This is a genomic window from Piscinibacter sp. XHJ-5 (assembly GCF_029855045.1).
Taxonomy (GTDB): Bacteria; Pseudomonadota; Gammaproteobacteria; order Burkholderiales; family Burkholderiaceae_C; genus Albitalea.
Genome location: NZ_CP123228.1, coordinates 3,196,702 through 3,221,531, shown reverse-complemented (window position 1 = coordinate 3,221,531; position 24,830 = coordinate 3,196,702). Strand labels below are relative to the sequence as shown.

The window sequence follows — 24,830 nt, the reverse complement described above, 5'->3', positions numbered from 1 at the left end:
GCGGCTGCGAGCTCAGTGCCTCCCGCCGAAGCGATGGTCGACGTCGCGCCGGAACTCGCGCGGGGTCATGCCCTTGATGTCGAGGAAGCGGCGGTTGAAGTTGGAGACGTTGTTGAAGCCCACGTCGTAGCAGATGTCGGTGATCTGCCGGTCCGATTCCATCAGCAGCTGGCAAGCGCGGTTGATGCGCACGCGATTGACGAAATCGGTGAAGGTGTTGCCGGTGGCGCGGCGGAAGAAGCGGCTGAAGCGGCTCTCGGTCATGCCCAGCTCGGCAGCCATCTGAGCGGCCGACAGCGGCTGCCCGAGCTGCTCGGTGATGCGGCTGACCACCGCGTTGATCTGGTCGGCCGAATGGTCGTCGTCCACGCCCTGCAGCTGCGCGTTCGACAGCAGCCGGTAGTCGGTGCAGGCCGCCAGCTCGCACAGGTAGGCGCAGAAGGCGCTCAGCCGCGCGAGCCCGCGGTTGGCCTTGGTGCGCTGCCAATGCTGCCGCGCCTGCTCCGCCAGCCCGAAGAACTCGATCCCGTGGCGCGCGCGTTCGAGCAGCGGCAGCACCTCCGCCAGCTCGGGCAGGTGCACCGCCGCCTGCGCGATCGGCTCATGCGCGAACTGGACGACGAGGTCGCGCTCCGCCACGCTGCCGCCGGGCAGATCCGTGGACAGCCAGTTGTGCGGCAGGCGCGGGCCGGTGAGCACCAGGTGGCCGGGCTGGAACTGCCCGATCCAGTCGCCGACGAAGGCCTTGCCCGAGGTCGCGACGATGAGATGCAGCTCGTACTCGTCGTGGTAGTGCCAGCGCGCCAGCGGCGTCGGAAAGCCATGCGACAGGCACCGGATGACGCCCGTCTCGGCGACCGGCTCGTAGCCCAGCGTCGGGCTGCGCGACAAGTCGTGCTCGAGCTCGGGCCTGAGCTGGCGCGGGAGATGGCGGCGGGAAGCGGTCATCGCTTGGGTCTCAGCTCATCACGTTGCCACCATCGACGTTGAGTGTCTGTGCGGTGATATACGAAGCCTCGTCGCTGGCGAGGAAAACGGCCGCGCCGCAGAGGTCATGGGGCTCGCCCATGCGGCCCAGGGGCACCGCCTCGCCCACGCGCCGCTTCTTCTCGCCCAGCGGCAGATTCTCGTACCGGGCGAACAGGGCGTCGACCCGCGACCACATCGGCGTGGCGATGACGCCGGGCGCGATGGCGTTGACGCGGATGCCGTGCGGAGCCATCGCGAGGGCCGCCGACTGGGTGTAGCTGATCACCGCCGCCTTGCTGGCGCAGTAGTGCGACACCAGCGCCTCGCCGCGGCGCCCCGCCTGCGAGGCCATGTTGATGACCGTCCCGCGCCGGCCGGCGTGCACCATCTGCGCCAGCACCTTCTGCATCACGAAGAAGGCGCCTTTCACGTTCACCGCGAAGAGCCGCTCGTACATGGCCTCGTCGCTGTCCAGCAGGGGCGCCATGTCGAACACAGCGGCGTTGTTGAAGAGCACGTCGATCGGGCCGAAACGCTCGCGGGCCGCGTCGACGAGCCCATCGATCTCGCCGGTCCTGGCGACATCGGCGGCCAGGTAGTGCCAGCGCCCGGTGCGCGGCATCGCGTCGGGCGCTTGCGGCGCCAGGTCGACCAGCGTGCAGTGCGCACCCTCGTCCAGGAAAGCCTGCGCCACCGCGAGGCCGATGCCTCCCCCCGCGCCGGTGAGCAGCGCGTGCCTGCCGTGCAATCGTCCCGTCATGCCTGGTGTTCCTCGATGAATCGATCGACTCGTCCGGCCGCATCGCGCAAGGCCTCGACGAGGCGCGCGTCGCCTGCCAGCGGCCCCCACAGCGACGCGTCGCGACAGAAGGCCAGCACCGCGTCGTCGCCGGTGAACAGCGCGTGCCCGGCCACCGGGTCCATCGCCTGGTCGTGATACGCGTGCGGCAGGCGCCCGGTGTGCCAGCGGCGCAGGTACGCCAGGAAGAGTGCCGGCAGCATCGCCACGCAAGCGATGCTGTGGCCGCGCGCCAGCCGCTCGCGGAGGGTGGGCGCGATGAAGCCGGGAATCTTGGCGAAGCCGTCCATGGCGACGCGCTGGTTGGTGTCACGGATCGCCGGATTGCCGAAGCGCTCGAGCACCACGTCGCGATAGGCGTGCAGGTCGATGGGACTGGGCTGCAGCACGGGGATCGCGTCCTCGGTCACGTAGTCGTGGGCCATGCGGCGGATCGCCGCGTCCTGCATCCCTTCGTGGATGAAGTCGAGGCCGGCAAGCGTGCCGGCCCACGCGATGCCGGCATGGGTGGCGTTGAGCACGCGGATCTTCGCCTCCTCGTACGGATCCACGGCCTGCACCATCTGCACGCCCACGGACTCCCAGGCGGGCCGTCCGGCAACGAAGTCGTCCTCGATCACCCACTGGATGAAGCTCTCGGCCATGACGGGCGCATCGTCGGCCCAGCCGGTCGCCGCCCGCACGCGCCCGGCCACGTCGGGCGTCGGCCGCGGCGTGATGCGATCGACCATCGCGTTGGGGCAGCTCGTCGAACGGCTCACCCACTCCAGCAGCGCCAGGTCGCCGACCACCTCGATGAACTGCAGCAGCCCGCTGCGCGCGCGATCGCCGTTGTGGCGCAGGTTGTCGCAGCACAGCAAGGTGAGCGGGCCGGCCTCGCGCAGTCGCCGCTCCCGCAGGATGGCGGTGAGCGCACCGTACACGGTGCCTCCGGGCAGGCCGTCGCGCGCACGTTCGAGGTCTGCCGCGAGCTCCGGCGCACCCAGGTCCAGCCGATCGTGCGAGTCGAGCGAGTAGCCGGCCTCGGTGACGGTGAACGAGACGATGCGCGTGCGCGGGTCTGCGCCCAGGTCGATCAGCGTCGCCAGCGAAGGCTCGTACGGCACGACCTGGCGAATGGCGGCGATGCGCTGGTAGCGGCGCTCGCCGGCGGGGCTCACCGTCTCCAGCGTGTAGGCGCCGCCCTGGCGCTGCAGCGCGGCGATGGTGTCTTCCATGCCGGGACGCGTGTTGCCGGCCGCCAGCATCCAGCTGTCGTCGCCTGCGTCGATCAGGCGCTGCAGATAGACCGCCTCGTGGGCGCGGTGAAAGGAGCCCAGCCCGAGATGCAGGATCACGAGCGGGGATGGTGTCGAGGTGGGCATCGGCAGGGATCAGTGGGCGGCCGCGACGCGGCCTTGTGCATCGAACAGATGGGCATGGGCGGTGTCGACCTCCAGCCCGACCGCGTCGCCGGCGCGCAGCGCCGTGCGCGTGTTCTGGCGCGCCACCAGGGGCGTGCCGCGCCCGGTGTTCACGTGGATCAGCGTCTCGGCGCCGAGCGACTCGACCAGGTCGACCCTGCCCTGCAGCTGACCGGCGCCCGCCGGACGCAGCAAGAGGCTCTCGGGCCGCAGGCCGACGAAGCCGCCCTGCGGCACGGCCGGCAACGCCGCCTGCAGCTGCGGCACGTCGGCGGCGGCCACCACGTTCATCTGCGGCGTGCCGATGAACTGGGCGACGAACTGGTTGGCCGGCCGGTCGTACAGCGCCAGCGGCGTGCCGACCTGCTCGATCTGGCCGTCGCGCAGCACGACCACGCGGTCGGCCAGCGTCATCGCCTCGACCTGGTCATGGGTGACGTAGATGGTCGTCGCGCCGAGCTCGCGGTGCAGCTTGGCGATCTCGACCCGCGTCTGGCCGCGCAGCGCGGCATCGAGGTTGGACAGCGGCTCGTCGAACAGGAACACCTTGGGCGCCCGCACGATGGCGCGACCGATCGCCACGCGCTGCCGCTGGCCGCCCGAGAGCTCGCGCGGCGTGCGCTGCAGATAGGGTCCGAGGTTGAGGATCTGCGCGGCGCGCTCGACCTTCTCGCGGATCACCGCCGGGTTTTCCTTCGCCAGCTTCAGCGCGAAGCTCATGTTCTCGAACACGCTCATGTGCGGATACAGCGCGTAGCTCTGGAACACCATCGCCAGGTCGCGCTTCGCGGCAGCGAGCGAGGTGATGTCGCGTCCGTCGAGCTCCAGCGATCCGCCGTCGATCGTCTCCAGCCCGGCGATCAGCCGCAGCAGCGTCGACTTGCCGCAGCCCGAAGGTCCGACGAAGACGACGAACTCGCCGCGCTCGATGGCAAGGTCGATGCCCTTGATCGCACGGTGCTGGCCGAAGAACTTCTCGATGCCGCGCAGTTGAAGGAATGCCATGTCCCTCTCCTCTTTCATCCGATTTCGGGGGTGGGTCATTTCACGGCGCCGAAGGTCAGGCCTTGGACGAGCTGCTTCTGGCTGAACCAGCCGAACACCACGATGGGCGCGATGGCCATCAGCGAGGCGGCCGACAGCTTGGCCCAGAACAGGCCTTCGGGGCTCGAATACGACGCGATCAGCGTGGCCAGCGTGCCGGCCTTGGCCGAGCTGAGGTTGAGCGACCAGAAGGCCTCGTTCCAGCTCAGCACCAGGCACAGCAGGCCGGTGGCGGCGAGCCCGCCCATCGCCAGCGGCAGCAGCACCCGCGTGAACTCCTGCCACAGCGTGGCGCCGTCCATGCGCGCCGCTTCGAGGATCTCCGGCGGGATGTCCTTGAACTGCGAGTACAGCATCCACACCATGATCGGCAGGTTGGACAGCGTGAACACCACGATCAGCGCGAGCCGCGTGTCGAGCAGGCCTGCGGTCTGCGCGATCACGTAGATCGGCACCAGCGCGCCGACGGCCGGCATCATCTTGGTCGACAGCATCCACATCAGCAGGTCGCGCGTGCGGCGGCTGCGGAAGAAGGCCATCGAGTACGCCGCCGGCGCGGCGATCGCCAGGCCCAGCAGCGTGGAGGCGATGCTGGTCACCAGCGAGTTCTGCGCGTACAGCAGGTAGTCGCTGCGCTGCTGCACCTCGCTGAAGTTGGCCAGCGTGGGCTCGAACACCAGCAGCGGCGGCACCGCGATCGCCTGCAGTTCGGTCTTGAAGGCCGTCAGCACCAGCCAGCCGAGCGGGAAGAAGATCAGCAGCGTGATGGTCCAGGCGGCGGCCGTGCGCACGGCCAGGGCCAGCGGAAGACGTGCAGCGTGTGCCATCGTGTCAATCCAGGTTCTTGCCGACCAGGCGAATGAGAAACACCGCCGCGATGTTGGCCAGCAGCACTGCGAACAGCGCGCCCGCCGACGCGACACCCGCATCGAAGTTCAGCAGCGCCTGCTTGAAGATCAGGAACGCCACGTTGGTGCTCGCGTCGCCCGGACCGCCGCCGGTGGTGGTGAAGATCTCCGCGAACACGCTCATCAGGAAGATCATCTCGATCATGATGACCACCGCGATCGAGCGCGCGAGGTGGGGCAGCACGAGGTAGCGCAGCTGCTGAGGGTAGTTGGCGCCGTCCATGCGCGCGGCCTCGAGCTGCTCGCGGTTCATCGACTGCAGCGCCGTCATGAAGATCAGCGTCGCGAACGGCAGCCACTGCCAGGCCACCATCACGATGACGCTGCCCAGCGGCCAGTCGGTCATGAAGTCGACCGGCTCGGCGCCGAAGAAGCGCCACACCTCGGCCAGCACGCCGTAGATGGGATTCATCATCATGTGCTTCCACAGCAGCGCGTTCACCGTGGGCATGACGAAGAAGGGCGAGATGAGCAGCACGCGCACCAGGCCGCGGCCGGGGAAAGGCTCGTCGATCAGCAGCGCCAGCGCCACCCCGCCGACGACCGTGATGGCGATGACACTGCCCAGCAGCAGCGCGGTGTTGACCACGGCGGTGCCGAACGACGGGTCGGTGACGAAGAACTCGTAGTTCGCCAGGCCGATGAAGCCGTGCTCGCCCGGCTGCATGAGGTTGTAGCGAATCAGCGAGAAGTAGATCGTCATCACCAGCGGCACGATCATCCAGAGGAAGAGCGTGACGACGGCGGGAGCAAGCAGGATGCGGGGAAGGAAGCGGCTGGCGGTTCGCTGCTGCTTCGCGGCGCTGGCCGCAGGCGGCGCGACGGTGGCGATGGCGACGGACATGACGGGCTCCGTGGGTTGGCCTGACGACCCCGGCATGCGGGCCTCGCACGCCGGGGCTTCGTTTCGCGGCGCCTCGCCCTACTTGTAGTAGCCGGCCTTCTTCATCTCGCGCTCGGCCGACACCTGCGAGTTCTTCAGCGCCTGGTCGATGCTCACCTTGCCCGACAGCGCCGCGCTCATCTGCTGGCCCACCGCGATGCCGATCGCCTGGAACTCGGGGATGGCCGCGAACTGCACGCCGACATACGGGCTCTTGGGCAGCGTGCTGTCGTTCGGGTTGGCGGTGTTGATCGCCTTCAGCTCGGCCTCGGCGAAGCGGGCCGCCTTCTGGAACTCGGGCGTCGCATAGGTGCTCTTGCGCGTTCCCGTCGGCACGCTGCCCCAGCCGACTTCCTTGCCGACCAGCTTCACGTAGTCCTTCGACGTCGCCCAGCGGATGAACTTCTGCGCTGCCTCGCTCTTCTGCGAGCTGGCCGGGATCGCCAGCGCCCAGGCCCACAGCCAGTTCGCGCCCTTGGGCGTCACTGCCGTCGGCGCCTGCGCGAAGGCCACCTTGTCGGCCACCTTGCTCTGCTTGGGATCGCTGACAAAGGAAGCGGCGATGGTGGCGTCGACCCACATGCCGCACTTGCCTTCGTTGAACAGCGCGAGGTTCTCGTTGAAGCTGTTGGCCGAGGCGCCGGGCGGGCCGTACTTCTTCATCATGTCGACGTAGAAGCCGACGGCGTCCTTCCACGGCTTGGTATCGATCTGCGGCTTCCAGCTCACGTCGAACCACTGGCCGCCGAAGGTGTTGACCATGGTGGTCAGGAAGGCCATGTTGTCGCCCCAGCCGGGCTTGCCGCGCAGGCAGATGCCGTACACGCCCTTGGCGGGGTTGTGCACCTTGGCGGCGATGTCGCGCGCCTGCTCCCAGGTGGGGTTGTCGGGCAGCGTGGCGCCGGCCGCCTTCACCAGGTCGGCGCGGTACATCGTCATCGAGCTCTCGCCGTAGAACGGCGCGGCGTAGAGCTTGCCGTTCGCGGTCAGGCCGTCGCGGATCGCCGGCAGCAGGTCGTCGACGTCGTAGGCGGCGTCGGGCTTGATCTCCTGCAGCCAGCCCTTCTTGCCCCAGATCGGCGTCTCGTACATGCCGATGGTCATGATGTCGAACTGCCCGCCCTTGGTGGCGATGTCGGTGGTGACGCGCTGGCGCAGCACGCCCTCTTCGAGCGTCACCCACTTGAGCTTGATGTCGGGATTGGCCTGCTCGAAGTGCTTGCCCAGCTTCTGCATCTCGATCATGTGGCCGTTGTTCACGGTGGCGATGACGAGCTCGGTGGCGGCGCCCGCCGAGCCGCAGAGCGAGAAGGTGGCGAGCGCGAGCGGGAAGGCGAATTTCATGCGTGTCTCCTGGTTCATCGATCTGAGGTCGTCGACGAAGCAACGATAGGCAAGCAAGGCGCGCGAAACGATACGTTCTTGAGCAGTCCGGTACTTTCTTTCACCGGCAGCCTAGGGAGAGTCCCAAGCGGCGCAACAGGGGCTCGGTTTTCGGGGCGATCTCAGAGCGCGGCCTGCACCTGCTGCGGATCGAGGTTGGTCGCCAGCACCAGTTCGCCGCGCTGCAGCGCCTGTTGCGGACTCGCCCTGAACCGGGTCAGCAGACCGTCCGGCGATGCATGCGCGCCGGCCGACAGGCCTGCCCAGGCGTTGCGTCCGGCGCGCTTGGCGGCGTACAGCGCCGTGTCGACGATGTCGACCACGTCCTGCCACGGCACGGCGCGCGGCGCCGACGTGATGAAGGGATAGGCCGCGAATCCGACGGAGCAGGTCTTGGTGAGCTGCGTGCCGTCGGGCAGCACGAAGGGCTGGCCGGCGATCGTGGTGCGCACCCGCTCGGCCATCATCGCGGCCTTGCTGCGCAAGGTGGCACGCGCCACGATCAGGAACTCCTCGCCGCCCCAGCGCACCAGATAGTCCGACTCGCGGAACACGCGGCGCAGGCGCTCCTTGATCTGCGTGAGGACCGCGTCGCCGGCCTGGTGGCCGTGGGTGTCGTTGACCTCCTTGAAGTGGTCGAGGTCGACCATGAACATCAGCAGGTCGGAGCCCGGCGCCGACACGATCCTCGAGGTGCCGCCTTCGCAGTGACGAGCGCTCAGCGCGGCGTCGTTGTCCAGGTGCTGGAGCAGGAAGCGCCGGTTGCGCAGGCCGGTCAGCGGATCGGTGAGGCTGCTCTCCTCCAGCGCGCGCAAGGCTCCCTGCAGCTCGACCGTGCGGCTCTGCACGCGCTGCTCGAGCTCCTGGTTCGAGCGCTCGAGCTGGGTCTGGACCTCGCGATGTTCCCGATCGCTCAGGATGTGCTCGACCAGGTGGCCGATGTGGCAGCCGAACAGCACGTCGTCGCGGGTCCAGTTGCGCCGCTCGCCGACCTGGCCGAAGCTCATCGTGCCGATCTTCCTGCCGCGCAGCTGCAGCGGCGCGTCGAGCAGCGAGCGCAGGTCCGCCGGCTCGAAGAGCCGGTGCAGCTGCGCTCCGGCCGGATGGATGCGCAGGTCGTGGATCACCAGCGTGCCCTGCAGATCGCGCTGGAGGTCGGCGTACGGCCCGTCCGCGGGCAGTGCATCGCCTTGCGCCAGACGCAGTGGCGCCGGCGCAACGAGGGCGCGGCACACCGGCTCGGCGCTGCCGCCTTCGCGCAGCCACACCGCGACCAGCTCGACGCGCAGGATGTCGGCGGCAGCGCGCGCCAGCGACGCGACGGCCGACAGCGGATCCGCGTCGCGCTCGCCGCCGCCCGACGAGAGCTCCAGCAGCTTCTGGATCGGCGGCTTCTGCGACAGGTCGTATTGCTGCAGCTGGCGAAGCTGGTCCGGTGCCGCCAGCTCCTTCTTGATCTCGAGCTCCAGCGCCATGTGCCGCCGCGCATGGTGCAGCGCCACGGCCAGCTCGCCGCTCTTCTCGGCGAGCATCGACAGCGCGTGGTGGCAGGCCGTCTGCTGCGGTCGGGCGCCGATGCGCTCGGCCACCGCCAGGCCCTGCTCGTAGGCGTCGAAGGCGCGCGCGTCGTTGCCCTGCGCCTGGTAGCAACGCGCCAGGGTGATGAAGGCCGCCGCCCCCAGCCACGTGTAGCCGCAGGCCTGGGCCAGCGTCAGCGCCGCGCTGACCAGCGCCTGCGCCGGCTCGAGGTCACCCTCGTCCTGGGCGCATTGGCCCAGGTGCCAATGCGCCTCGGCCACGTACTCGCGGATGTTGCTGCGCTGCGCCTCGCGGCGCGCCAGCTCGAACTGCCGTACCGCCTCGGCGCGCTCGCCCATCGCGCGCAGGTTGACCCCGAGGTTGAGCGCCAGCTTGGCGCGCAGGTAGGGCTCGTCGGCATCGGCCAGCAGCGCCCGCGCATCCTGATGGAAGCGCGCGCTGCTGCGACGGTCGCCGATCGCGTCGTAGACGGCGCCCAGGCCGATGCGCGCCTCGACGCCGCAGCACAGGTCGCCGGTGACCTCGTACAGCCGCACGCACTGCCCCCAGCAATGCACCGCCTCCTCGTACTCGCCGCGGGTGTAGCGCACCCGGCCGATGGCCTCGAGCATGCGCCCGGTCTGCCGCGCCAGCCCGCTCTCCTCGGCGGCCTGCAGGCCGGCGTACAGCTCGTCGAGGATGGCACCGGCCTCGCCGAGCCGCTCGAGCACGAAGTAGCGCCGGTACAGCGCGTCCAGGGCCAGCGCGACGTCCGCCGCCGCCCGCGCCGCCTCCTCGAGTCGCCGCAACAGCGCGATGGCCATCCGGGGATGCCGGCGTGCCGTGCGTTCGACTCGAAGCAGTGCGTCAGGCATGGATTCGCGGTGGGGCAGTGGCACGCCGGCCGGTTTAACACGCCTCGCGGCGCGCCCCGCGCCTTGCCCCTACCGCGCCTCAGGCCGGCTTGCGCGGGATCTCGAGTCCGCGCACGACTGCCGGCCGTGCGACGAAGGCCTGCAGCACGCGGGTCACTTCGGGGAAGTCGGCGATGCCGACCAGATCGCCCGCCTCGTAGAAGCCGATCAGGTTGCGCACCCATGGAAAGGTCGCGATGTCGGCAATGGTGTAGTCGTCGCCCATGAGCCAGGCGCGGCCGGCCAGCCGCTGGTCGAGCACGTTCAGCAGCCGCCTCGATTCGGCCGCGTAGCGGTCGCGCGGTCGCTTGTCCTCATAGGCCTTGCCGGCGAATTTGTGGAAGAAGCCCACCTGGCCGAACATCGGGCCGATCCCGCCCATCTGGAACATCAGCCACTGGATCGTCTGGTAGCGGGAGGCGGCGTCCGCGGGCAACAGCTGCCCCGACTTCTCGGCCAGGTAGAGCAGGATGGCACCCGACTCGAACAGCGCCAGCGGCTGCCCGCCCGGCCCTTGCGGATCGATGATCGCCGGGATCTTGTTGTTGGGGTTGAGCGACAGGAACTCCGGCGACATCTGGTCGTTGGTGTCGAAGCCGACCCGATGCGGCTCGTACGGCAGGCCGGTTTCCTCGAGCATGATCGACACCTTCACGCCGTTGGGCGTCGGCAGCGAATAGAGCTGGATGCGGTCGGGGTGGCGTGCGGGCCACTTCGCGGTGATCGGAAAGTCGGAAAGGGTCGTCATGAAGGCTTTGGTCGGAAAGGCGAGGCGCGATTCTGTGTCGGGCTGCAATGCCCGGGCAGTGCGTGGGGCCGCCAACGGCGTGATCATGAAGATGGCTGCATGAACGATCTGCTCGACCCCACGCTGGCGCCCGGGCTCAAGGGCCTTCCCCAGGGCCACCCCCCGCTGCGGCGCAGCGAGCTCGCCGCCGCCGGATGGAACGTGCTTGCCGGCGACCTGCCGCTGCCGATCGCCTTGCTGAAGCGCGAAGCCCTGGAGCACAACGTCGCATGGATGCAGCAGCAGACGGACGCCTGGGGCCTCTCGCTCGCACCGCACGGCAAGACGACGATGTCGCCGCAGCTGTTCCGCCGCCAGCTCGATGCGGGCGCATGGGGCCTCACCTTCGCCAACGCCACGCAGCTGGCGGTCGGCGTCGCGGCCGGCGTGCGCCGCGCCGTCATCGCCAACCAGGTGATCGACGACGGCGACCTGGCCGCCATCCAGGCGCAGCTGGCGGCGCACCCGGGACTGCGGGTGGTGTTCCTCGTCGATTCACAGGCGCAGCTCGCGCTGATCGACGCCTGGTTCGCTGCCCGTCCCGGGAGCGCGCCGTTCGAGGTGATGCTCGAGATCGGTCTGGACGGCGGCCGCACCGGCTGCCGCACGCAGGAGGAGGCCCTCACGCTGGCGCGGGCGCTGCATGCCAGCGCGGCGGTCCGTCTCGCCGGCATCGAGTGCTACGAAGGCCTGGGCGCGACGGGTCGCACCGAGGCGGACCAGCCCTACGCCGAATCGCTGATGGGCCGCGCCGAGGCCGTCGCGCGGCTGTGCGACGCCCAAGGCCTGTTCGACACCGACGAGGTCCTGATGTCCGCCGGCGGCTCGGCCATCTTCGATCTGGTGGCCGGCCGCCTGCGTCCCACGCTGGGCAGGCCCGTGCGCGGCCTGCTGCGCTCCGGCTGCTATGTCACGCACGACCATGGCTTCTACCGCCGCATGGTGCAGGCGGTCGAGCAGCGCTGCGGCTGCGCCGACACGCTGCGGCCGGCGCTGGAGGTGTGGGCCGCCGTCCAATCGCGTCCCGAGGCGCGGCTCGCCATCCTCGCCGTGGGCAAGCGCGACATCTCCTTCGACCTGGAGATGCCGATTCCCATCGCCCGCGCGGCGCGCGGCTCGCTTTCAGCGGGCGCCGTGCCGCCCACCTGGCGCGTCACCGCCCTCAACGACCAGCACGCCTACCTGCGCTGGGACGAGGCCGACGCCGGGCACGCTCCCCTGGTGGGCGAGCGCGTCGGCCTGGGCATCTCGCACCCCTGCACCACCTTCGACAAATGGCACTGGATGCCGGTCGTCGAGAACGACTACCGCGTCACCGATGCGGTGGCCATGCACTTCTGAGGCGCGGAAGTCGCTGGCGTGCAGAGGGCGTCCCGCTGCGGCCGCCGCACAATGCACCCTTTGACGCGGCGACAGCACCATCCTGCGGCGGTCTTTCCACGAGGAGCGAACATGCTTGCGATCATCGGCGGCACCGGCATCTACGAGCTTCCCGGCATGGTGGTCGACGAGCGGCTCGACGACACCACTCCGTTCGGTGCCCCGTCGGGCAGCCTGCTGCGCGGGCGCCTGGACGACCGCCCGCTGCTCTTCCTCGCGCGCCACGGCAGCGGCCACCGGCTGCTGCCGCACGAGATCAACTACCGCGCCAACGTGTTCGCGCTGAAGCGCGCCGGCGCCACCCAGATCCTGGCCTTCTCCGCCGTCGGCAGCCTGGCCGAGCGCATCGCGCCCGGCGACTTCGCCGTGCCGAGCCAGTACTTCGACTGGACCAAGGGCGAGCGCCGGCGCACCTTCTTCGGCGATGGCATCGCCGCGCACGTCTCCACGGCCCGTCCCGTGAGCGCGAACATGGTCGACTGGATCGCGCAGGCCGCCGCCGCCAGCCGTCTCACGCTGCACCGCGACGTCACCTACGCCTGCGTCGAGGGGCCGCGGCTCGGAACGCGCGCCGAAAGCTTCTTCCTGCGTCAGGCGGGCTGCGAGCTGGTGGGCATGACCAACGTGCCCGAGGTCTTCCTCGCGCGCGAGGCGCAGATCTGCTATGCGACGGTGGGCATCGTCACCGACTACGACTGCTGGATGGACGACCCCGCGCAGCACGTCACCGTGAGCGCCATCATGGCGCTGTACCGCCAGAGCCTCGAGCAGGCGCGCGCGCTGCTCGCGGCCGCGCTGCGCTCGCCCTTGCCCGAGGAGGAGCCGGAGATCCGCACCGCGCTGCAATCGGCGCTGATGACGCCCGACGAGGCGATGTCGCAGGCACAGCGCGAATGGATGGCCGTGCTGCGCCGGTGAAGCCCGAGCGGGAGAGGCTCGGGTGAGGGCCTCACCCCACCGGCTCGAACAGGCTCACCTGGTTCGCAATGGGTTGCGCCGAGGCCGCCGTCAGCAGCGGCGCCCTGCCCTGACGCAGCACCTCCGCGTGCGCCTGCGCTTCCATCGGGCGGAAGAAGCGGAAGCCCTGCAGCAGGTCGCAGCCCAGGCACTCGAGGTGCATGGCCTGCGCTTCGGTCTCGATGCCCTCGGCGATGATGGTCAGGTGCACGCTCTTGCCGATGTCGATGATGGCGCCCAGCGTGCTCGGCCCGAGCGCCATGCCCTCGCTGTCGCGCACGAACGAGCGGTCGATCTTCAGCACGTGGAACGGCAGCGTCTTCAGCATCGAGATGCTCGAATAGCCCGTGCCGAAGTCGTCGAGCGCGAGCCGGAAGCCGAGCGTGCGCAGGTGGTTCAGCGTGGCCTTGGCCTTCTGCACGTCCTCCATCACCGCCGATTCCGTCACCTCCAGCATGATGGACGACGGCGACACGCCGGTGTGCTCGAGCACGGTTTCCACGCTGCGCACGAAGTTCACGTGCAGCAGCTGGCGCGGCGAGACGTTCACGCTGATCGCGGTGGGCGTGCCGGCTTCCTCGAGGCGCCGCGCCTGCCGGCACGCCTGCTCCAGCACCCACTGCCCCACCTGCACGATCTGCCCGGTCTTCTCGGCCACGTCGATGAAGGTGCCCGGGCCCAGCAGGCTGCCGTCCTCGGCGCGCATGCGCACCAGCGCTTCGGCCAGCACGGGCTGCTTGGTCTTCGCGTCGACGATGGGCTGGAAGTGCAGCACCAGCCTGTCCTGCTGCAGCGCCTGCGACAGCAGCTGCTCGACGGTGAAGTCCTGGCGCAGCGAATGGATGTGGCTTTCGTTGTAGACGATCGCGAGGTTGCCGCCCTGGCGCTTGGCGGTGTACATCGCGCGGTCGGCGCGCGAGATCAGTTCGTCGGAGGGCAGCGCCGGGTCGTTGCACAACACGATGCCGATCGAGGTCTTGGGGTGCAGCAGCGCCCCGTGACATGAGTAGGGCTGGCTTACCGCGTCGATGATGCGCGATGCGATCGAGCGCGCCGCCCCCTCGGAGCCGATGCCCTCGAACAGCGCCACGAACTCGTCGCCGCCCATGCGGGCCAGCGTGTCGCCGGGCCGCAGCATGGCGCGCACGCGGTTGGCCGTCTCCACCAGGTAGGAATCGCCCGCGGCGTGGCCCAGCGAATCGTTGACCTGCTTGAAGCGGTCGAGGTCGAACAGGAACAGCACGAAGGGCCGTTCGTGGCTGCCGGCCCGCAGGTGCTGCAGCGATTCGACCAGCGCCGCACGGTTGGGAAGGCCCGTGAGCTGGTCGGTGTGGGCGGCCCGCGTCAGGCGCTCACGCAGCTCGTTGCGCGCCTCGACGTTGCGCGCCATGCTGATCGTGCCCGCCACGGTGCCGTTGAGGCCATAGGCGTGGCGCATCGACATCTCGAGGGCGACGTAGCGCCCGTCCTTGCTGCGCCAGCGGCCTTCGAGCAAGGCCCCCTTGTGCGCTCGCGCCGAGGCCTTCAGCGCCTCGATCCATGTCGGCAGCTCGTCGGGGTGCAGCAGCTCCAGCACGCGCTGGCCGCACAGCTCCTGAGGGCAGTAGCCCAGGTGGGTGTGCACCGCCGGCGACACGTAGGTGACGATGCCGCGGCCGTCCACCTGCATCAGGATGTCCTCCGTGTGCAGCTCCATGAAGGCATAGCGCTCGAGCTTGCCGGCCAGTGCGATCTCGCGCCGGCGCATCTCGGCGAACATGTCGTCGTAGCCCTGCACGAGCTGTCGCAGCGCCGGCGGCAGCGCATCCTTCACCGCGTCGGGCAACGGCAGCCGGAATTCGGACAGATGGCTCAGCGCCCGATCGAGGGCGCGTACTTCGCGCACGCGCCGACTCCACCGGACCAGCACGATCGCCAGCACCGGCACGACGGGAACGACAAGGGCGAACCAGAGCAGCCACGGCACGATTCCTGGATATCGGCCATCCGGGCGCGGCATTGAAGCGGGCACTGCCGGCGTCGTGATGTAGCGCACGCATTGGAGGAACCGATCGCTCCGCCGCTCGGAGTGAAAACCCCGACATGGCGCCGGCCGGCGCTTGTGTGAGAATCCGCCTCGCTCCGGGGTGCACGCATGGCGCGTGCTGAGACGGTGAAACACCGAACCCGCGAACTTGAACCGGTTAGTACCGGCGGAAGAAGAGCCGTCCACCCCAGCGTTGCGCGACCCGAGAGGCCGCGACCCGGGGCGACCTTCGGAGCACCTCAGTCCAAGGAGCCCCGATGAACGCCCCCGACAGCCACGCCGATTTCCTCGCCCGGGCCATGGCGCCCTTCCCCGCCTCGCGCAAGGTGCACGCGGGCGAGCTGCGCGTGCCGATGCGCGAAGTCGCGCTGACCAACGGCGAGACCGTCACGCTGTACGACACCTCGGGCCCCTACACCGACCCGCAGGCACGCATCGACGTGCGGCGCGGATTGCCCGACGTGCGCGGCGCCTGGATCGCGGCGCGCGCGGACACCGAAGTCATCTCCGGCCGCGCCCGCGAAGCGCGCGACGACGGCATCAAGCCCGAGGACGCAGCGCGCATCGAAGCGCTGCGTGCGGAGGCAGCCGCGCTGCAGCGCGTGCCGCGCCGTGCCGCATCGGGCCGCACGGTGACGCAGATGCACTACGCGCGCCGCGGCATCGTGACGCCCGAGATGGAATACGTCGCGCTGCGCGAGAACGGCCGGCGCGAATGGATGCGCGACTACCTCGCCGACGCCGAGCGCGAACAGCGCCTGCGCGGCCAGCCCATGGGCGCGCACATCCCCGCGGTCATCACGCCGGAGTTCGTGCGCGACGAGGTGGCGCGCGGCCGCGCCATCATTCCGGCGAACATCAACCACCCCGAGATCGAGCCGATGGCGATCGGCCGCAACTTCAAGGTCAAGGTCAACGCCAACATCGGCAACTCGGCGGTCACGTCGAGCATCGAGGAGGAGGTGGACAAGCTGGTGTGGGCGATCCGCTGGGGAGCCGACACGGTGATGGACCTGTCCACCGGGCGGCACATCCACACCACGCGCGACTGGATCGTGCGCAACTCGCCGGTGCCCATCGGCACCGTGCCGATCTACCAGGCATTGGAGAAGGTGGGCGGCGTGGCCGAGGACCTCACGTGGGCGCTGTACCGCGACACGCTGATCGAGCAGGCCGAGCAGGGCGTCGACTACTTCACCATCCACGCCGGCGTGCGCCTGCCGTTCATCCACCTCACCGCGCAGCGTCGCACCGGCATCGTGTCGCGCGGCGGCTCCATCATGGCCAAGTGGTGCATCGCGCACCACCGCGAGAGCTTCCTCTACACGCACTTCGAGGAGATCTGCGAGATCATGAAGGCGTACGACGTGAGCTTCTCGCTCGGCGACGGCCTGCGTCCCGGATCGGGCGCCGACGCCAACGACGAAGCGCAATTCGCCGAGCTGCGCACGCTGGGCGAGCTCACGCAGATCGCGTGGCGCCACGACGTGCAGACGATGATCGAAGGGCCCGGCCATGTGCCCATGCACCTGATCCAGGCCAACATGGACGAGCAGCTGAAGCACTGCCACGAGGCGCCGTTCTACACGCTCGGCCCGCTCACCATCGACATCGCGCCGGGCTACGACCACATCGCCAGCGCGATCGGCGCGGCGATGATCGGCTGGATGGGCACGGCCATGCTGTGCTACGTGACGCCCAAGGAGCACCTGGGCCTGCCGGACCGCGACGACGTGAAGCAGGGCCTCGTCGCCTACCAGATCGCCGCCCACGCGGCCGACATCGCCAAGGGCCATCCGGGCGCCCGCGCGCGCGACGACGCCATCTCCAGGGCGCGCTTCGAATTCCGCTGGGCCGATCAGTTCAATCTCGGACTCGATCCCGACACCGCGCGCGATTTCCACGACGAGACGCTGCCCAAGGACGCGTCCAAGGTCGCGCACTTCTGCAGCATGTGCGGGCCGAAGTTCTGCTCGATGAAGATCACGCAGGAGGTGCGCGAGTACGCATCGAAGGGCATGGCCGAGAAGTCGGAGCAGTTCGTGGCCGGCGGCGGAGAGCTCTACGTTCCCATCGTGCCGGCGGCGCAGCCATGAAGCCGATCACCGTCGGCATCGCCGGCGCGGGATTGCTCGGCCGGCTGCTCGCGTGGCGCCTGGCGCGCGCGGGCTGGCGCGTCGACGTTTTCGATCCGGCGCCGGGGCCCGGCCCGCGGTTCGGCGATCACGGGACCTCGCAACATGCGGCAGGGTTCACCGCCGCGGGCATGCTCAGCCCGCGGGCGGAGAGCGAGCACGGCGGCGAGGCCATCGCGGCGCTCGGCCGGCGATCCATCGCGGCATGGCGCGGCGTCGTGCAGGCGCTGGACGCGAAGCCGGCGTTCTCGCAGCGCGGAAGCCTCCTGCTGGCGCACCGCGGCGACCGCGGCGCCGCGCAGCGCATGCTGGGCCGCATCGGAGGCGTCGACGAGCTCTCGACGTCCGCGCTGGCGGCGCTGGAGCCGTCGCTGCAGGGAGCGGCGCATGCATGGCTGCTGCCCGACGAGGCGCAGATCGATCCGGTGGCGACGCTGCTGGCATTGCAGGCAGAAGCCGGCGCGCAGTGGCACTGGGCGCAGCGCGTCGAGCAGGTGGCGCCCGGGCGCCTGGTCACCGGGGACGGCCGCACGCATCGCTTCGACTGGGTCTTCGACGTGCGCGGCACCGGCGCGCCGTCGGTGCGCGGCGTGCGCGGCGAGACGGTGTGGCTGCGCCTGCCGTCGCACGGGCTGTCGCGGCCGTTGCGGCTGCTGCATCCGCGCCACCGCGTCTACGTCGTGCCGCGCTCGCCCGAGCTGCTGCTGCTCGGCGCTACCGAGATCGAGAGCGAAGACCGCTCCGAGGTCTCGCTGCGCAGTGCGGTCGAGCTGATGAGCGCGGCGCACAGCGTGATGCCCGCGCTCGCCGAGGCGCGCATCGTGCGCCTCGACAGCAACCTGCGCCCGGCGCTGGGGGACAACCTGCCGCGGGTGGAGGTCGACGACGGGCTGGTGCGCATCAACGGCCTGTACCGGCACGGATGGCTGCTCGCGCCTGCATTGGTGGACGACGCCCTCGCCCGGATGCCATCCGGGATGCAAGCCTGGAACGGAGATCCCGGATGGCATCCGGGCTGCGCATGATGGAGATCCGACTCGACGATCGACCCCATGGGGTCGACGACGGCATCACCCTCGCCGACCTGATCGCCCAGCTCGGCCACCTCCCCGAGCAGGTCGGCACTGCCGTCAACGGCGTCTTCGTCCCGCGGGCCCGGCGCGTCGCTCACGTCCTCCAGCCCGGGGATGCCGTGCTGCTGTTCCAACCCATCGTCGGAGGCTGATCCATGTCCCACGACCCCTGGCAAGTCGGCGGCATCACGCTCGACAGCCGCTTCCTGCTCGGCACTGCCGGGTATCCGTCGCCGCAGGTGCTGCGAGACGCGATCGCGGCCTCGGGCACGCAGGTCGTCACCGTCGGCCTGAAGCGCACGCTCGCCGCAGGAGGCGACAACGGATTCGTCTCTATCGTGCGCGATGCACTGCGGCAGCAAGGTGCACGACTGCTGCCGAACACGGCGGGCTGCCGCAGCGCACGCGAGGCGGTGCAGCTGGCGCACATGGCACGCGAGCTGTACGACACGCCCTGGATCAAGCTCGAGGTGGTCGGCGACGAGCACACCCTGCAGCCGGATCCCTTCGAGCTGGTCATCGCCGCCGCCCAGCTGGTGCGCGACGGCTTCGTGGTCCTCCCGTATTGCACCGACGACCTGGTCACGTGCCGCCGCCTGCTCGATGCCGGCTGCCCGCTGCTGATGCCGTGGGGCGCGCCGATCGGCTCGGGCCAGGGACTGCTGAACCCCTTCGCGCTGCGCACCCTGCGCGCGCGGCTGCCAGGCGTCACGCTGATCGTCGACGCCGGCATCGGCGCCCCGTCGCACGCGGCGCAAGCCTTGGAGATGGGCTTCGACGCCGTGCTGCTCAACTCGGCCGTCGCGCAGGCGGGTGACCCGGTCGCGATGGCGCGCGCCTTTCGCCTCGCCGTCCAGGCAGGACGCCAGGCCTGGCGCGCCGGCGTGATGGCCAGCCAGGACTTCGCCGTGCCCAGCACGCCGGTCGGCGGCGAGCCCGTGCTGCTGGGAGCGGCGTCGTGACGCGGCCCATCGTCTGGAGCATCGCCGGCACCGACAGCGGCGGCGGCGCCGGCCTCGCCGCCGACCTGCGCATGGCCGACGCCTTCGGCGTGCACCTGTGCACGGTGGTGTCGGCGATCACCGCCCAGCATTCGGGCGCGGTGACCTGCGTCGAGCCGGTGAGGCCGGAGCTGCTCCTGGCCCAGGCCGATGCGCTCGCCGACGACATGCCGCCGGCGGCGATCAAGACCGGCCTGCTGGGGGGCGTGGCGCAGGTGCACGCGGTGGCTCGAATCGTCGACAGGCTGCGCGAGCGCGCGCCGGTGGCGCTGATCGTCGACCCGGTGCTGGGCGCGACGACCGGCGCGCGCTTCGCCGACGACGACACGCTGCACGCCTACCGCGAGGCGCTGTTGCCGCGCGCGTCGCTGGTCACGCCCAATCGGCGCGAAGCCGAGCGCCTCGCCGCCGCCGAGGGGCCGGTGCCGGCGGTGGCGCGCCGGCTGCAGGCGCAGGCGGCCTGCGTGACGGGCGGCGACAGCGCCGACGTCGGCGGGCGCGTGCTCGACTGGCTGGCCAGCGAGCATGCGCAAGGCTGGCTCGCGTCGCCGCGCGTGGACACGCCGCACCATCACGGCAGCGGGTGCAGCTTCGCCATGGCCGCAGCCTCGGCGATGGCGCTGGGATTCGTCGCCGCCGATGCCGTGGTGCTGGCGAAGATGGCGACCACGCACGCGCTTCGTCATGGCTACCGGGCCGGCGCTGGCGCGGGTCCTGTGCATGCCCAGGGCGGGTTCGCGGCCGATCCGACCCTGCTGCCCCTGATGTCCTGGGGCGAGGCGCCGCGTGTCCAGCCGCCGGCGGCGCGGGCGCAGCGCCGGCTCGGGCTCTACGCCATCGTCGACAGCGCCGACCGCGTCGCCGACGTGCTGGCCGCCGGCGTCCGCACGCTTCAGCTGCGCATGAAAACCTCCGACGACTCGAAGCTGCGGCCCGCGCTGCAGGCGGCGATCGCCGCATGCCGCGATGCCGGCGCGGAGCTCTTCGTCAACGACCACTGGCGTCTCGCGCACGAGCTGGGTGCCGCCGGCGTGCATCTCGGCCAGGAGGACCTGCTGGCGCTCGGCGAGGACGGGCGGCGCGCCTTGCTCGACAGCGGCCTTGCGCTGGGCATCAGTTCGCACAGCCTGTGGGAGCTGTGCCGCGCACGCAGCCTGGCGCCGCGCTACGTCGCGTGCGGTCCGGTGTGGCCGACGCTCACCAAGACGATGCCGTGGCGGCCGCAGGGCCTCGACAACCTCGCCTGGTGGCAGCGCATGGCCGGCGTGCCGGTGGTTGCGATCGGCGGGATTCTCGAGCCCTGGCAGGCGCAGGCGGCAGCGCGGTGCGGGGTCGACGGCGTGTGCGTCGTGCGTGCCCTCGGCGACGATCCGGGGAAGACCGTGCCGGCATTCGAGCGCGCCGCGCGAGGCCTGCCGCATCCCAGCCTGGGCCCCGCTTCTGCCGCCTCCCGCGCGCCTTCGTAAACTCGCCGCGTGGACCGCTTCCTCAGCATCGAAGCCTTCGTCCGCGTCGCGCAGGCGCAAAGCTTCGCCGAAGCGGCGCGCCAGCTTCGCCTGTCCAAGTCGGTCGTCACCACGCGTGTTCAGCAGCTCGAGGAGCTGCTCGGCGGGCCGCTCTTCCACCGCACGACGCGCGCGGTGCGGCTGTCGGAGATGGGGCAGGCGTTCTTTCGCGATTGCCACGAGCTGGTCAACCGGACCAACGAAGTCGTCGACCAGATGCGCGAGGTGGGCGGCACACCGGCCGGGCTGCTGCGGGTGCACGCCCTCACCGGCTTCGTGCTCGGCCACCTGGCGCAGTTGCTCGCGGAGTTCCAGGAGCGCTATCCGCAGATTCACCTCGACCTGTTCGTCAGCGACGCGGTGATCGATCCGGTGAAGCAAGGCTTCGACGTCGCGCTGCAGATCTTCCCGCCCAGCTCCGAGGAGCTGGTGTCGCGGCGGCTTTTTCCCGTGCGGCGCATCTTCTGCGCCTCGCCCGACTACCTGAAGCGCCGCGGCACGCCCAAGCATCCGCGCGACCTGTTCGGCCACCGCCTGGGCCTGTACTCCGGCTACCCGACGCGCGACCGCTGGGTGTTCCACCGCGACGGCGACGAACCCGTCATGCTCGACCTCAAGCCGACGCTGATGAGCAACTCGGTGCACCTGCTGCGCGAGTACGGCTGCGAGCACGCCGGCATCGTGTGCCTGCCGACGCTGGTGGCGTCGGAATGGATCGCCAAGGGCCAGCTGAAGGTGATCCTGGCGGACTTTCAGCTCTCGTCGTTCTGGCTCTCGGCGGTGTATCCGCGCACCCAGCGCGGCGCCTTCAAGCTGCGCCTGTTCATCGAGTCGCTCGCGGCGAGCTTCGCCGGGGGTGAGCCGCCGTGGGACAAGGTGCTGATCGATCGCGGGGTGATGTTGCCGGGGTTGATCGAGGATTGAGAGGGGATGCTCGGGGCGGCGGGCTCAAGCGTCGGATTCGGCGCAACCCCACGGCCCGTGACCCGGCGCGAGCGGGAGTCGAGCGCCAAATCGGAAACCGCACGATAAACCCGCCAAGACGGACGCAGAGGACTTTCCCTGGCTAGCACGCGTCCGACTTGAGCCGCGCAGCGCGGGCCGATTCAATGGCGACCATTGCGAAAGGTCGCCATGATCACCGTTGCCCCCCGCACCATCCTTGCCGAGAGTCCCGTCGCGCCGGCCACCGCCCAGGCTGCCGCCGACACCGCGCCGCAGGCGCACGTGGCGACCTCGACGGACCCGGTCGCCGCCTTCGCCGCCAACAACGGCCTGCATCCGGACGTCGCCAGGTACGCCGATCCCAAGAAGAACGGCAACGGCACCGCCCTGCCCCTGGAAGCGAAGAAGGACAAGGCAGCCCTGAACAGCGCGCCAGCCGGAAAGTGCCAGGCGCCCGACCCCTCCTACGACGTCAGCAAGGTCACCGACACGCAGATCAAGGACCTGCGCCGGTGCGGACACCACAGGCTGGCCGACACCATCGTCAACGCCAAGGCGTCGTATGCCGACCTCCTGGGCATGAAGCCGCCGGTCACGATCCGCGTGGTGACCAGCGCCGGCAACGGCGGCGAGCCGGTGATGGTGGTCACGGGTCCCAGGTTCAAGCCCGATGCCGACGTTCACGTCCACACCCACTACCACGGCGACAACGCCACCGTGGCCGATCCGCTCGGCTCCAAGGCCGGCCACTACGCGCGCATCCGCGACGTGATCCTCAAGGAAGACACGCAGGCGATGTTCGTGCTGCCCGAGGCGGCCAACTCGCCGTCCAAGGTGGACTCGCCCGACCACAGCGCCAGCTACCACGTGAGCTGGGGCAACGTGAAGGACCAGGTGAAGACCGTCGACGACGCTCTGGCCGCGGCCAAGGTGGACAAGAAGGCGGTCACCGAGCGTGTGGTCTCCGCCCATTCCGGCGGCGGCATGGCGCTCAACAACCTGATCAACGCAGACGTGAAGGGCGGCACCCGCCTGCAGGCCGACCGGCTGGAGCTGTACGACTGCCTCTATCACTTCAACCGCAAGATCGGCGAGAAGGAAGTCGATGGAAAGAAGGTGCCGGTCTTCGATCAACCGCCGGAATGGTGGACGGACGCGCGGCTCGCGGCGTGGAGCAAGACCCCCAACGGACAGGCGCTCAAGCAGGTGACCTTCTTCAGCGCCGGCAGCGACGACGGCAACGGCAGCCGCTCCAGGCTGCTCGCCAAGTCGTTCCCGGCCGATGCCAACGGCACGGCGAGGTTCAAGCGGGTCGACATGTTCAAGGAGCCGAGCCTGTTCGACAAGAACGGGAAGACCGACCCGGCCGTCGACCCCGTCGCGCGCGACGCCCACAACAACACGATTGCGCAGAAGGTCCTGGTGCGCAAGCAGGACGATCCGGTGGCGCACCACTACCGTCCCGACAACCACTATCGGACGGTGGGTCAGCACCTCGGGGAGAGGCCGAAGCCCTGACCCGCGTCTCGAGGGTTTTCCCGCTCCATTGTTCGCAACCCCCGAACAATCCGGTCGCCTCCTCGCCTCTACTCCAACCCCCCATCGCTTCCTAGACTTCCTGCACACCAACGCAGGAGCGACACATGACAGCGGTGGCATACCAGACGAAGTTCGGCTCTCTCGATCGCTACGAAAAGGGCGGCGTGCAGGCGATCTCCGACGACGTGAAGAACTACGCCTTCTCGAACTGCTTCGAGATCGCGAGCAGGAGCCAGCCCTACGAGCGCGTCGTGTTCGGGCAGAACCAGATCTACGTGCTCGAATGCATGCGCGCCGAGGGACAGTCGCCCTGGTTCACCTGCGCGCACGACGAGTTCGCGCTGGTGATGGATGGCGACATCGAGATCCACCTCGTCAAGCTGGGCGCCGCGCAGACGGTGCCCGACGCCGAGAAGAACGGCGCGATCCTCGTCGAGGGCGCCCCGCAGGGCGCGCGCATGGGCTGGATGCGGCTGCGGCGCGGCCACCAGGCGCTGCTGCCGAAGAACACCGCCTACCAGTTCCGTTCGGCCCAGCCCGGCGTCGTCATCCTGCAGACCTGCAAGGGCGACCTCAGCGTCGAGCGCTGGGCACAGATCTGCCAGACCGCCTGAATCAGGAGCACGCGAATGAGCACCGCCAACGAACACGGCTACCAGACCTTCAAGCTCGGCAGCTTCACCTTCCGCCGCGACGAGTACTTCGCGCACATCGGCTGGACCACGCGCGCCGGCAAGCCGATGAGCCACACGATGGATGCAGGCAACTTCCTGCGCGCGCTCATGCGCGACGTCGCCTGGGGCTTCTTCTACGGCTGGGTCAACTTCGACAATGTGGTGGGCACGGTCAACCACTACGAGTCGGTCGACCTGTACGCCGGCGCCTACAACGGCACGATGAAGGAAGCGGGCGTCGATCTGCTCGAGAACTTCCCCACCGCCGAGATCCGCGCCACCTTCGAGGCCATGCTCGACGACTGGACCAACGCCGTCTTCGATCCCTTCGCCGCGCCGCAGGAGACGGGCACGCCGTACGGCCGCAAGAACGGCAGCAACACCGCGAAGATCACTCGGGCGCGCGAGCTGGCCAAGCGCTGCGTCGGGCTGAAGGACGACCTCGCGCTGCGCACCGACGAGCGCGGCGCGCCGGTCAATCGCGCGTTCGCCGACGTGCCGCAGGAGCAGCCCGAGCTGCATCCCGAGCCCGGCTTCGAGAACGAGGTGCATGCGTTCAACCTGTTCGGCTTCCTGAGCCGCTCGCAGGTCACCTGGAACCCGAGCTTCACCTCGGTCGTCAAGCACAGCTACATGTGCCCGACCACTGAAGAGCACATCCTGCCGATCATCCACGGCAACGACCGCGTCGAGTGGTTCTTCCAGATGACCGACGAGATCCACTGGGACTGCGGCGACAAGAACACCGGCAAGCCCCTGGCGCGGGTCATCATGAAGGCCGGCGACATGGCCGCGATGCCGGCCTACTGCCGACACCAGGGCTACAGCCCCAAGCGCTCGATGCTGCTGGTGTGGGAGAACGGCTCGCCCAGCCTGGTCTACGAGATCCAGCGCGGCGAATCGCCCGAGGTGCCGGTGCAGTTCTGACCCGCTTGCTTCCGCCACCACCTTCGCCCTCGACCCGACCCTCTCCCGCCCCGCGGGGGA

The 24,830-nt window shown here is 69.7% G+C and carries 21 protein-coding genes and 1 riboswitch; of the genes, 11 read left to right on the top strand and 10 right to left on the bottom strand.

Annotated features, from left to right (window positions below; translation table 11 throughout):
• Positions 1–12 precede the first annotated feature (12 nt).
• The 9 genes from P7V53_RS15235 to P7V53_RS15195 form a co-directional block, all read right to left on the bottom strand.
• Positions 13–948, bottom strand: a complete 936-nt coding sequence (locus P7V53_RS15235) for an AraC family transcriptional regulator (RefSeq protein WP_280156315.1) — start codon at positions 946–948, stop codon at positions 13–15.
• A 10-nt stretch (positions 949–958) separates the two neighbouring features.
• On the bottom strand, positions 959–1,729 hold the full coding sequence (locus P7V53_RS15230; protein ID WP_280156314.1) for an L-iditol 2-dehydrogenase: 771 nt from the start codon (positions 1,727–1,729) through the stop codon (positions 959–961).
• Complete coding sequence (dalD, locus tag P7V53_RS15225; RefSeq protein WP_280156522.1) at positions 1,726–3,102, bottom strand: D-arabinitol 4-dehydrogenase; 1,377 nt, start codon at positions 3,100–3,102, stop codon at positions 1,726–1,728. The genes P7V53_RS15230 and dalD overlap by 4 nt, the downstream gene beginning before the upstream one ends.
• A gap of 39 nt (positions 3,103–3,141) precedes the next feature.
• Complete coding sequence (locus P7V53_RS15220) at positions 3,142–4,176, bottom strand: ABC transporter ATP-binding protein (protein ID WP_280156313.1); 1,035 nt, start codon at positions 4,174–4,176, stop codon at positions 3,142–3,144.
• A gap of 35 nt (positions 4,177–4,211) precedes the next feature.
• Positions 4,212–5,042: a carbohydrate ABC transporter permease gene (locus P7V53_RS15215; RefSeq protein WP_280156312.1), complete on the bottom strand. Its 831-nt coding sequence runs from the start codon at positions 5,040–5,042 to the stop codon at positions 4,212–4,214.
• A gap of 4 nt (positions 5,043–5,046) precedes the next feature.
• A complete protein-coding gene (locus P7V53_RS15210; protein WP_280156521.1) occupies positions 5,047–5,844 on the bottom strand; it encodes a sugar ABC transporter permease in 798 nt (265 codons plus the stop codon).
• Positions 5,845–6,045: 201 nt separating this feature from the next.
• Complete coding sequence (locus P7V53_RS15205; protein WP_280156311.1) at positions 6,046–7,350, bottom strand: sugar ABC transporter substrate-binding protein; 1,305 nt, start codon at positions 7,348–7,350, stop codon at positions 6,046–6,048.
• A gap of 161 nt (positions 7,351–7,511) precedes the next feature.
• Positions 7,512–9,782 carry a diguanylate cyclase gene (locus P7V53_RS15200; RefSeq protein WP_280156310.1) on the bottom strand — a complete coding sequence of 757 codons (2,271 nt, stop codon included), beginning with the start codon at positions 9,780–9,782 and terminating at the stop codon, positions 7,512–7,514.
• 79 nt (positions 9,783–9,861) lie between these two features.
• Positions 9,862–10,569, bottom strand: a complete 708-nt coding sequence (locus P7V53_RS15195) for a glutathione S-transferase N-terminal domain-containing protein (protein ID WP_280156309.1) — start codon at positions 10,567–10,569, stop codon at positions 9,862–9,864.
• A 99-nt stretch (positions 10,570–10,668) separates the two neighbouring features.
• Between P7V53_RS15195 and P7V53_RS15190 the strand changes: the two genes are divergently transcribed.
• Both P7V53_RS15190 and P7V53_RS15185 read left to right on the top strand, forming a co-directional pair.
• Entirely contained in the window at positions 10,669–11,949 is a 1,281-nt protein-coding gene (locus P7V53_RS15190; protein ID WP_280156308.1) for an alanine racemase, read from the top strand.
• A 111-nt stretch (positions 11,950–12,060) separates the two neighbouring features.
• On the top strand, positions 12,061–12,906 hold the full coding sequence (locus P7V53_RS15185) for an MTAP family purine nucleoside phosphorylase (RefSeq protein WP_280156307.1): 846 nt from the start codon (positions 12,061–12,063) through the stop codon (positions 12,904–12,906).
• 31 nt (positions 12,907–12,937) lie between these two features.
• On the opposite strand, the gene P7V53_RS15180 is transcribed toward P7V53_RS15185, so the two are convergent.
• A complete protein-coding gene (locus P7V53_RS15180) occupies positions 12,938–14,911 on the bottom strand; it encodes an EAL domain-containing protein (protein ID WP_280156306.1) in 1,974 nt (657 codons plus the stop codon).
• Positions 14,912–15,057: 146 nt separating this feature from the next.
• Positions 15,058–15,163, top strand: a riboswitch (TPP riboswitch).
• A gap of 107 nt (positions 15,164–15,270) precedes the next feature.
• Between P7V53_RS15180 and thiC the strand changes: the two genes are divergently transcribed.
• From thiC to P7V53_RS15135, 9 genes are all read left to right on the top strand, one after another.
• The gene (gene thiC / locus P7V53_RS15175) at positions 15,271–17,067 is read left to right on the top strand and encodes a phosphomethylpyrimidine synthase ThiC (RefSeq protein ID WP_280156520.1); all 1,797 of its coding nucleotides are present in this window, start codon (positions 15,271–15,273) and stop codon (positions 17,065–17,067) included.
• Positions 17,064–18,131 (top strand): FAD-dependent oxidoreductase, encoded by a 1,068-nt coding sequence (locus tag P7V53_RS15170; RefSeq protein ID WP_280156305.1) that lies wholly within the window; start codon positions 17,064–17,066, stop codon positions 18,129–18,131. Before thiC ends, P7V53_RS15170 begins: the two co-directional genes overlap by 4 nt.
• Positions 18,110–18,331: a sulfur carrier protein ThiS gene (gene thiS / locus P7V53_RS15165; protein ID WP_280156304.1), complete on the top strand. Its 222-nt coding sequence runs from the start codon at positions 18,110–18,112 to the stop codon at positions 18,329–18,331. The genes P7V53_RS15170 and thiS overlap by 22 nt, the downstream gene beginning before the upstream one ends.
• A 3-nt stretch (positions 18,332–18,334) precedes the next feature.
• Entirely contained in the window at positions 18,335–19,141 is an 807-nt protein-coding gene (locus P7V53_RS15160) for a thiazole synthase (protein WP_280156303.1), read from the top strand.
• Complete coding sequence (locus tag P7V53_RS15155; RefSeq protein ID WP_280156302.1) at positions 19,138–20,646, top strand: bifunctional hydroxymethylpyrimidine kinase/phosphomethylpyrimidine kinase; 1,509 nt, start codon at positions 19,138–19,140, stop codon at positions 20,644–20,646. The genes P7V53_RS15160 and P7V53_RS15155 overlap by 4 nt, the downstream gene beginning before the upstream one ends.
• A 9-nt stretch (positions 20,647–20,655) precedes the next feature.
• On the top strand, positions 20,656–21,609 hold the full coding sequence (locus P7V53_RS15150; protein WP_280156301.1) for a LysR family transcriptional regulator: 954 nt from the start codon (positions 20,656–20,658) through the stop codon (positions 21,607–21,609).
• A 210-nt stretch (positions 21,610–21,819) separates the two neighbouring features.
• A complete protein-coding gene (locus P7V53_RS15145) occupies positions 21,820–23,148 on the top strand; it encodes a hypothetical protein (RefSeq protein WP_280156300.1) in 1,329 nt (442 codons plus the stop codon).
• 125 nt (positions 23,149–23,273) lie between these two features.
• A complete protein-coding gene (locus P7V53_RS15140; protein ID WP_280156299.1) occupies positions 23,274–23,783 on the top strand; it encodes a hydroxyquinol 1,2-dioxygenase in 510 nt (169 codons plus the stop codon).
• Positions 23,784–23,798: 15 nt separating this feature from the next.
• Positions 23,799–24,770: a hydroxyquinol 1,2-dioxygenase gene (locus P7V53_RS15135; RefSeq protein ID WP_280156298.1), complete on the top strand. Its 972-nt coding sequence runs from the start codon at positions 23,799–23,801 to the stop codon at positions 24,768–24,770.
• Positions 24,771–24,830 lie beyond the last annotated feature (60 nt).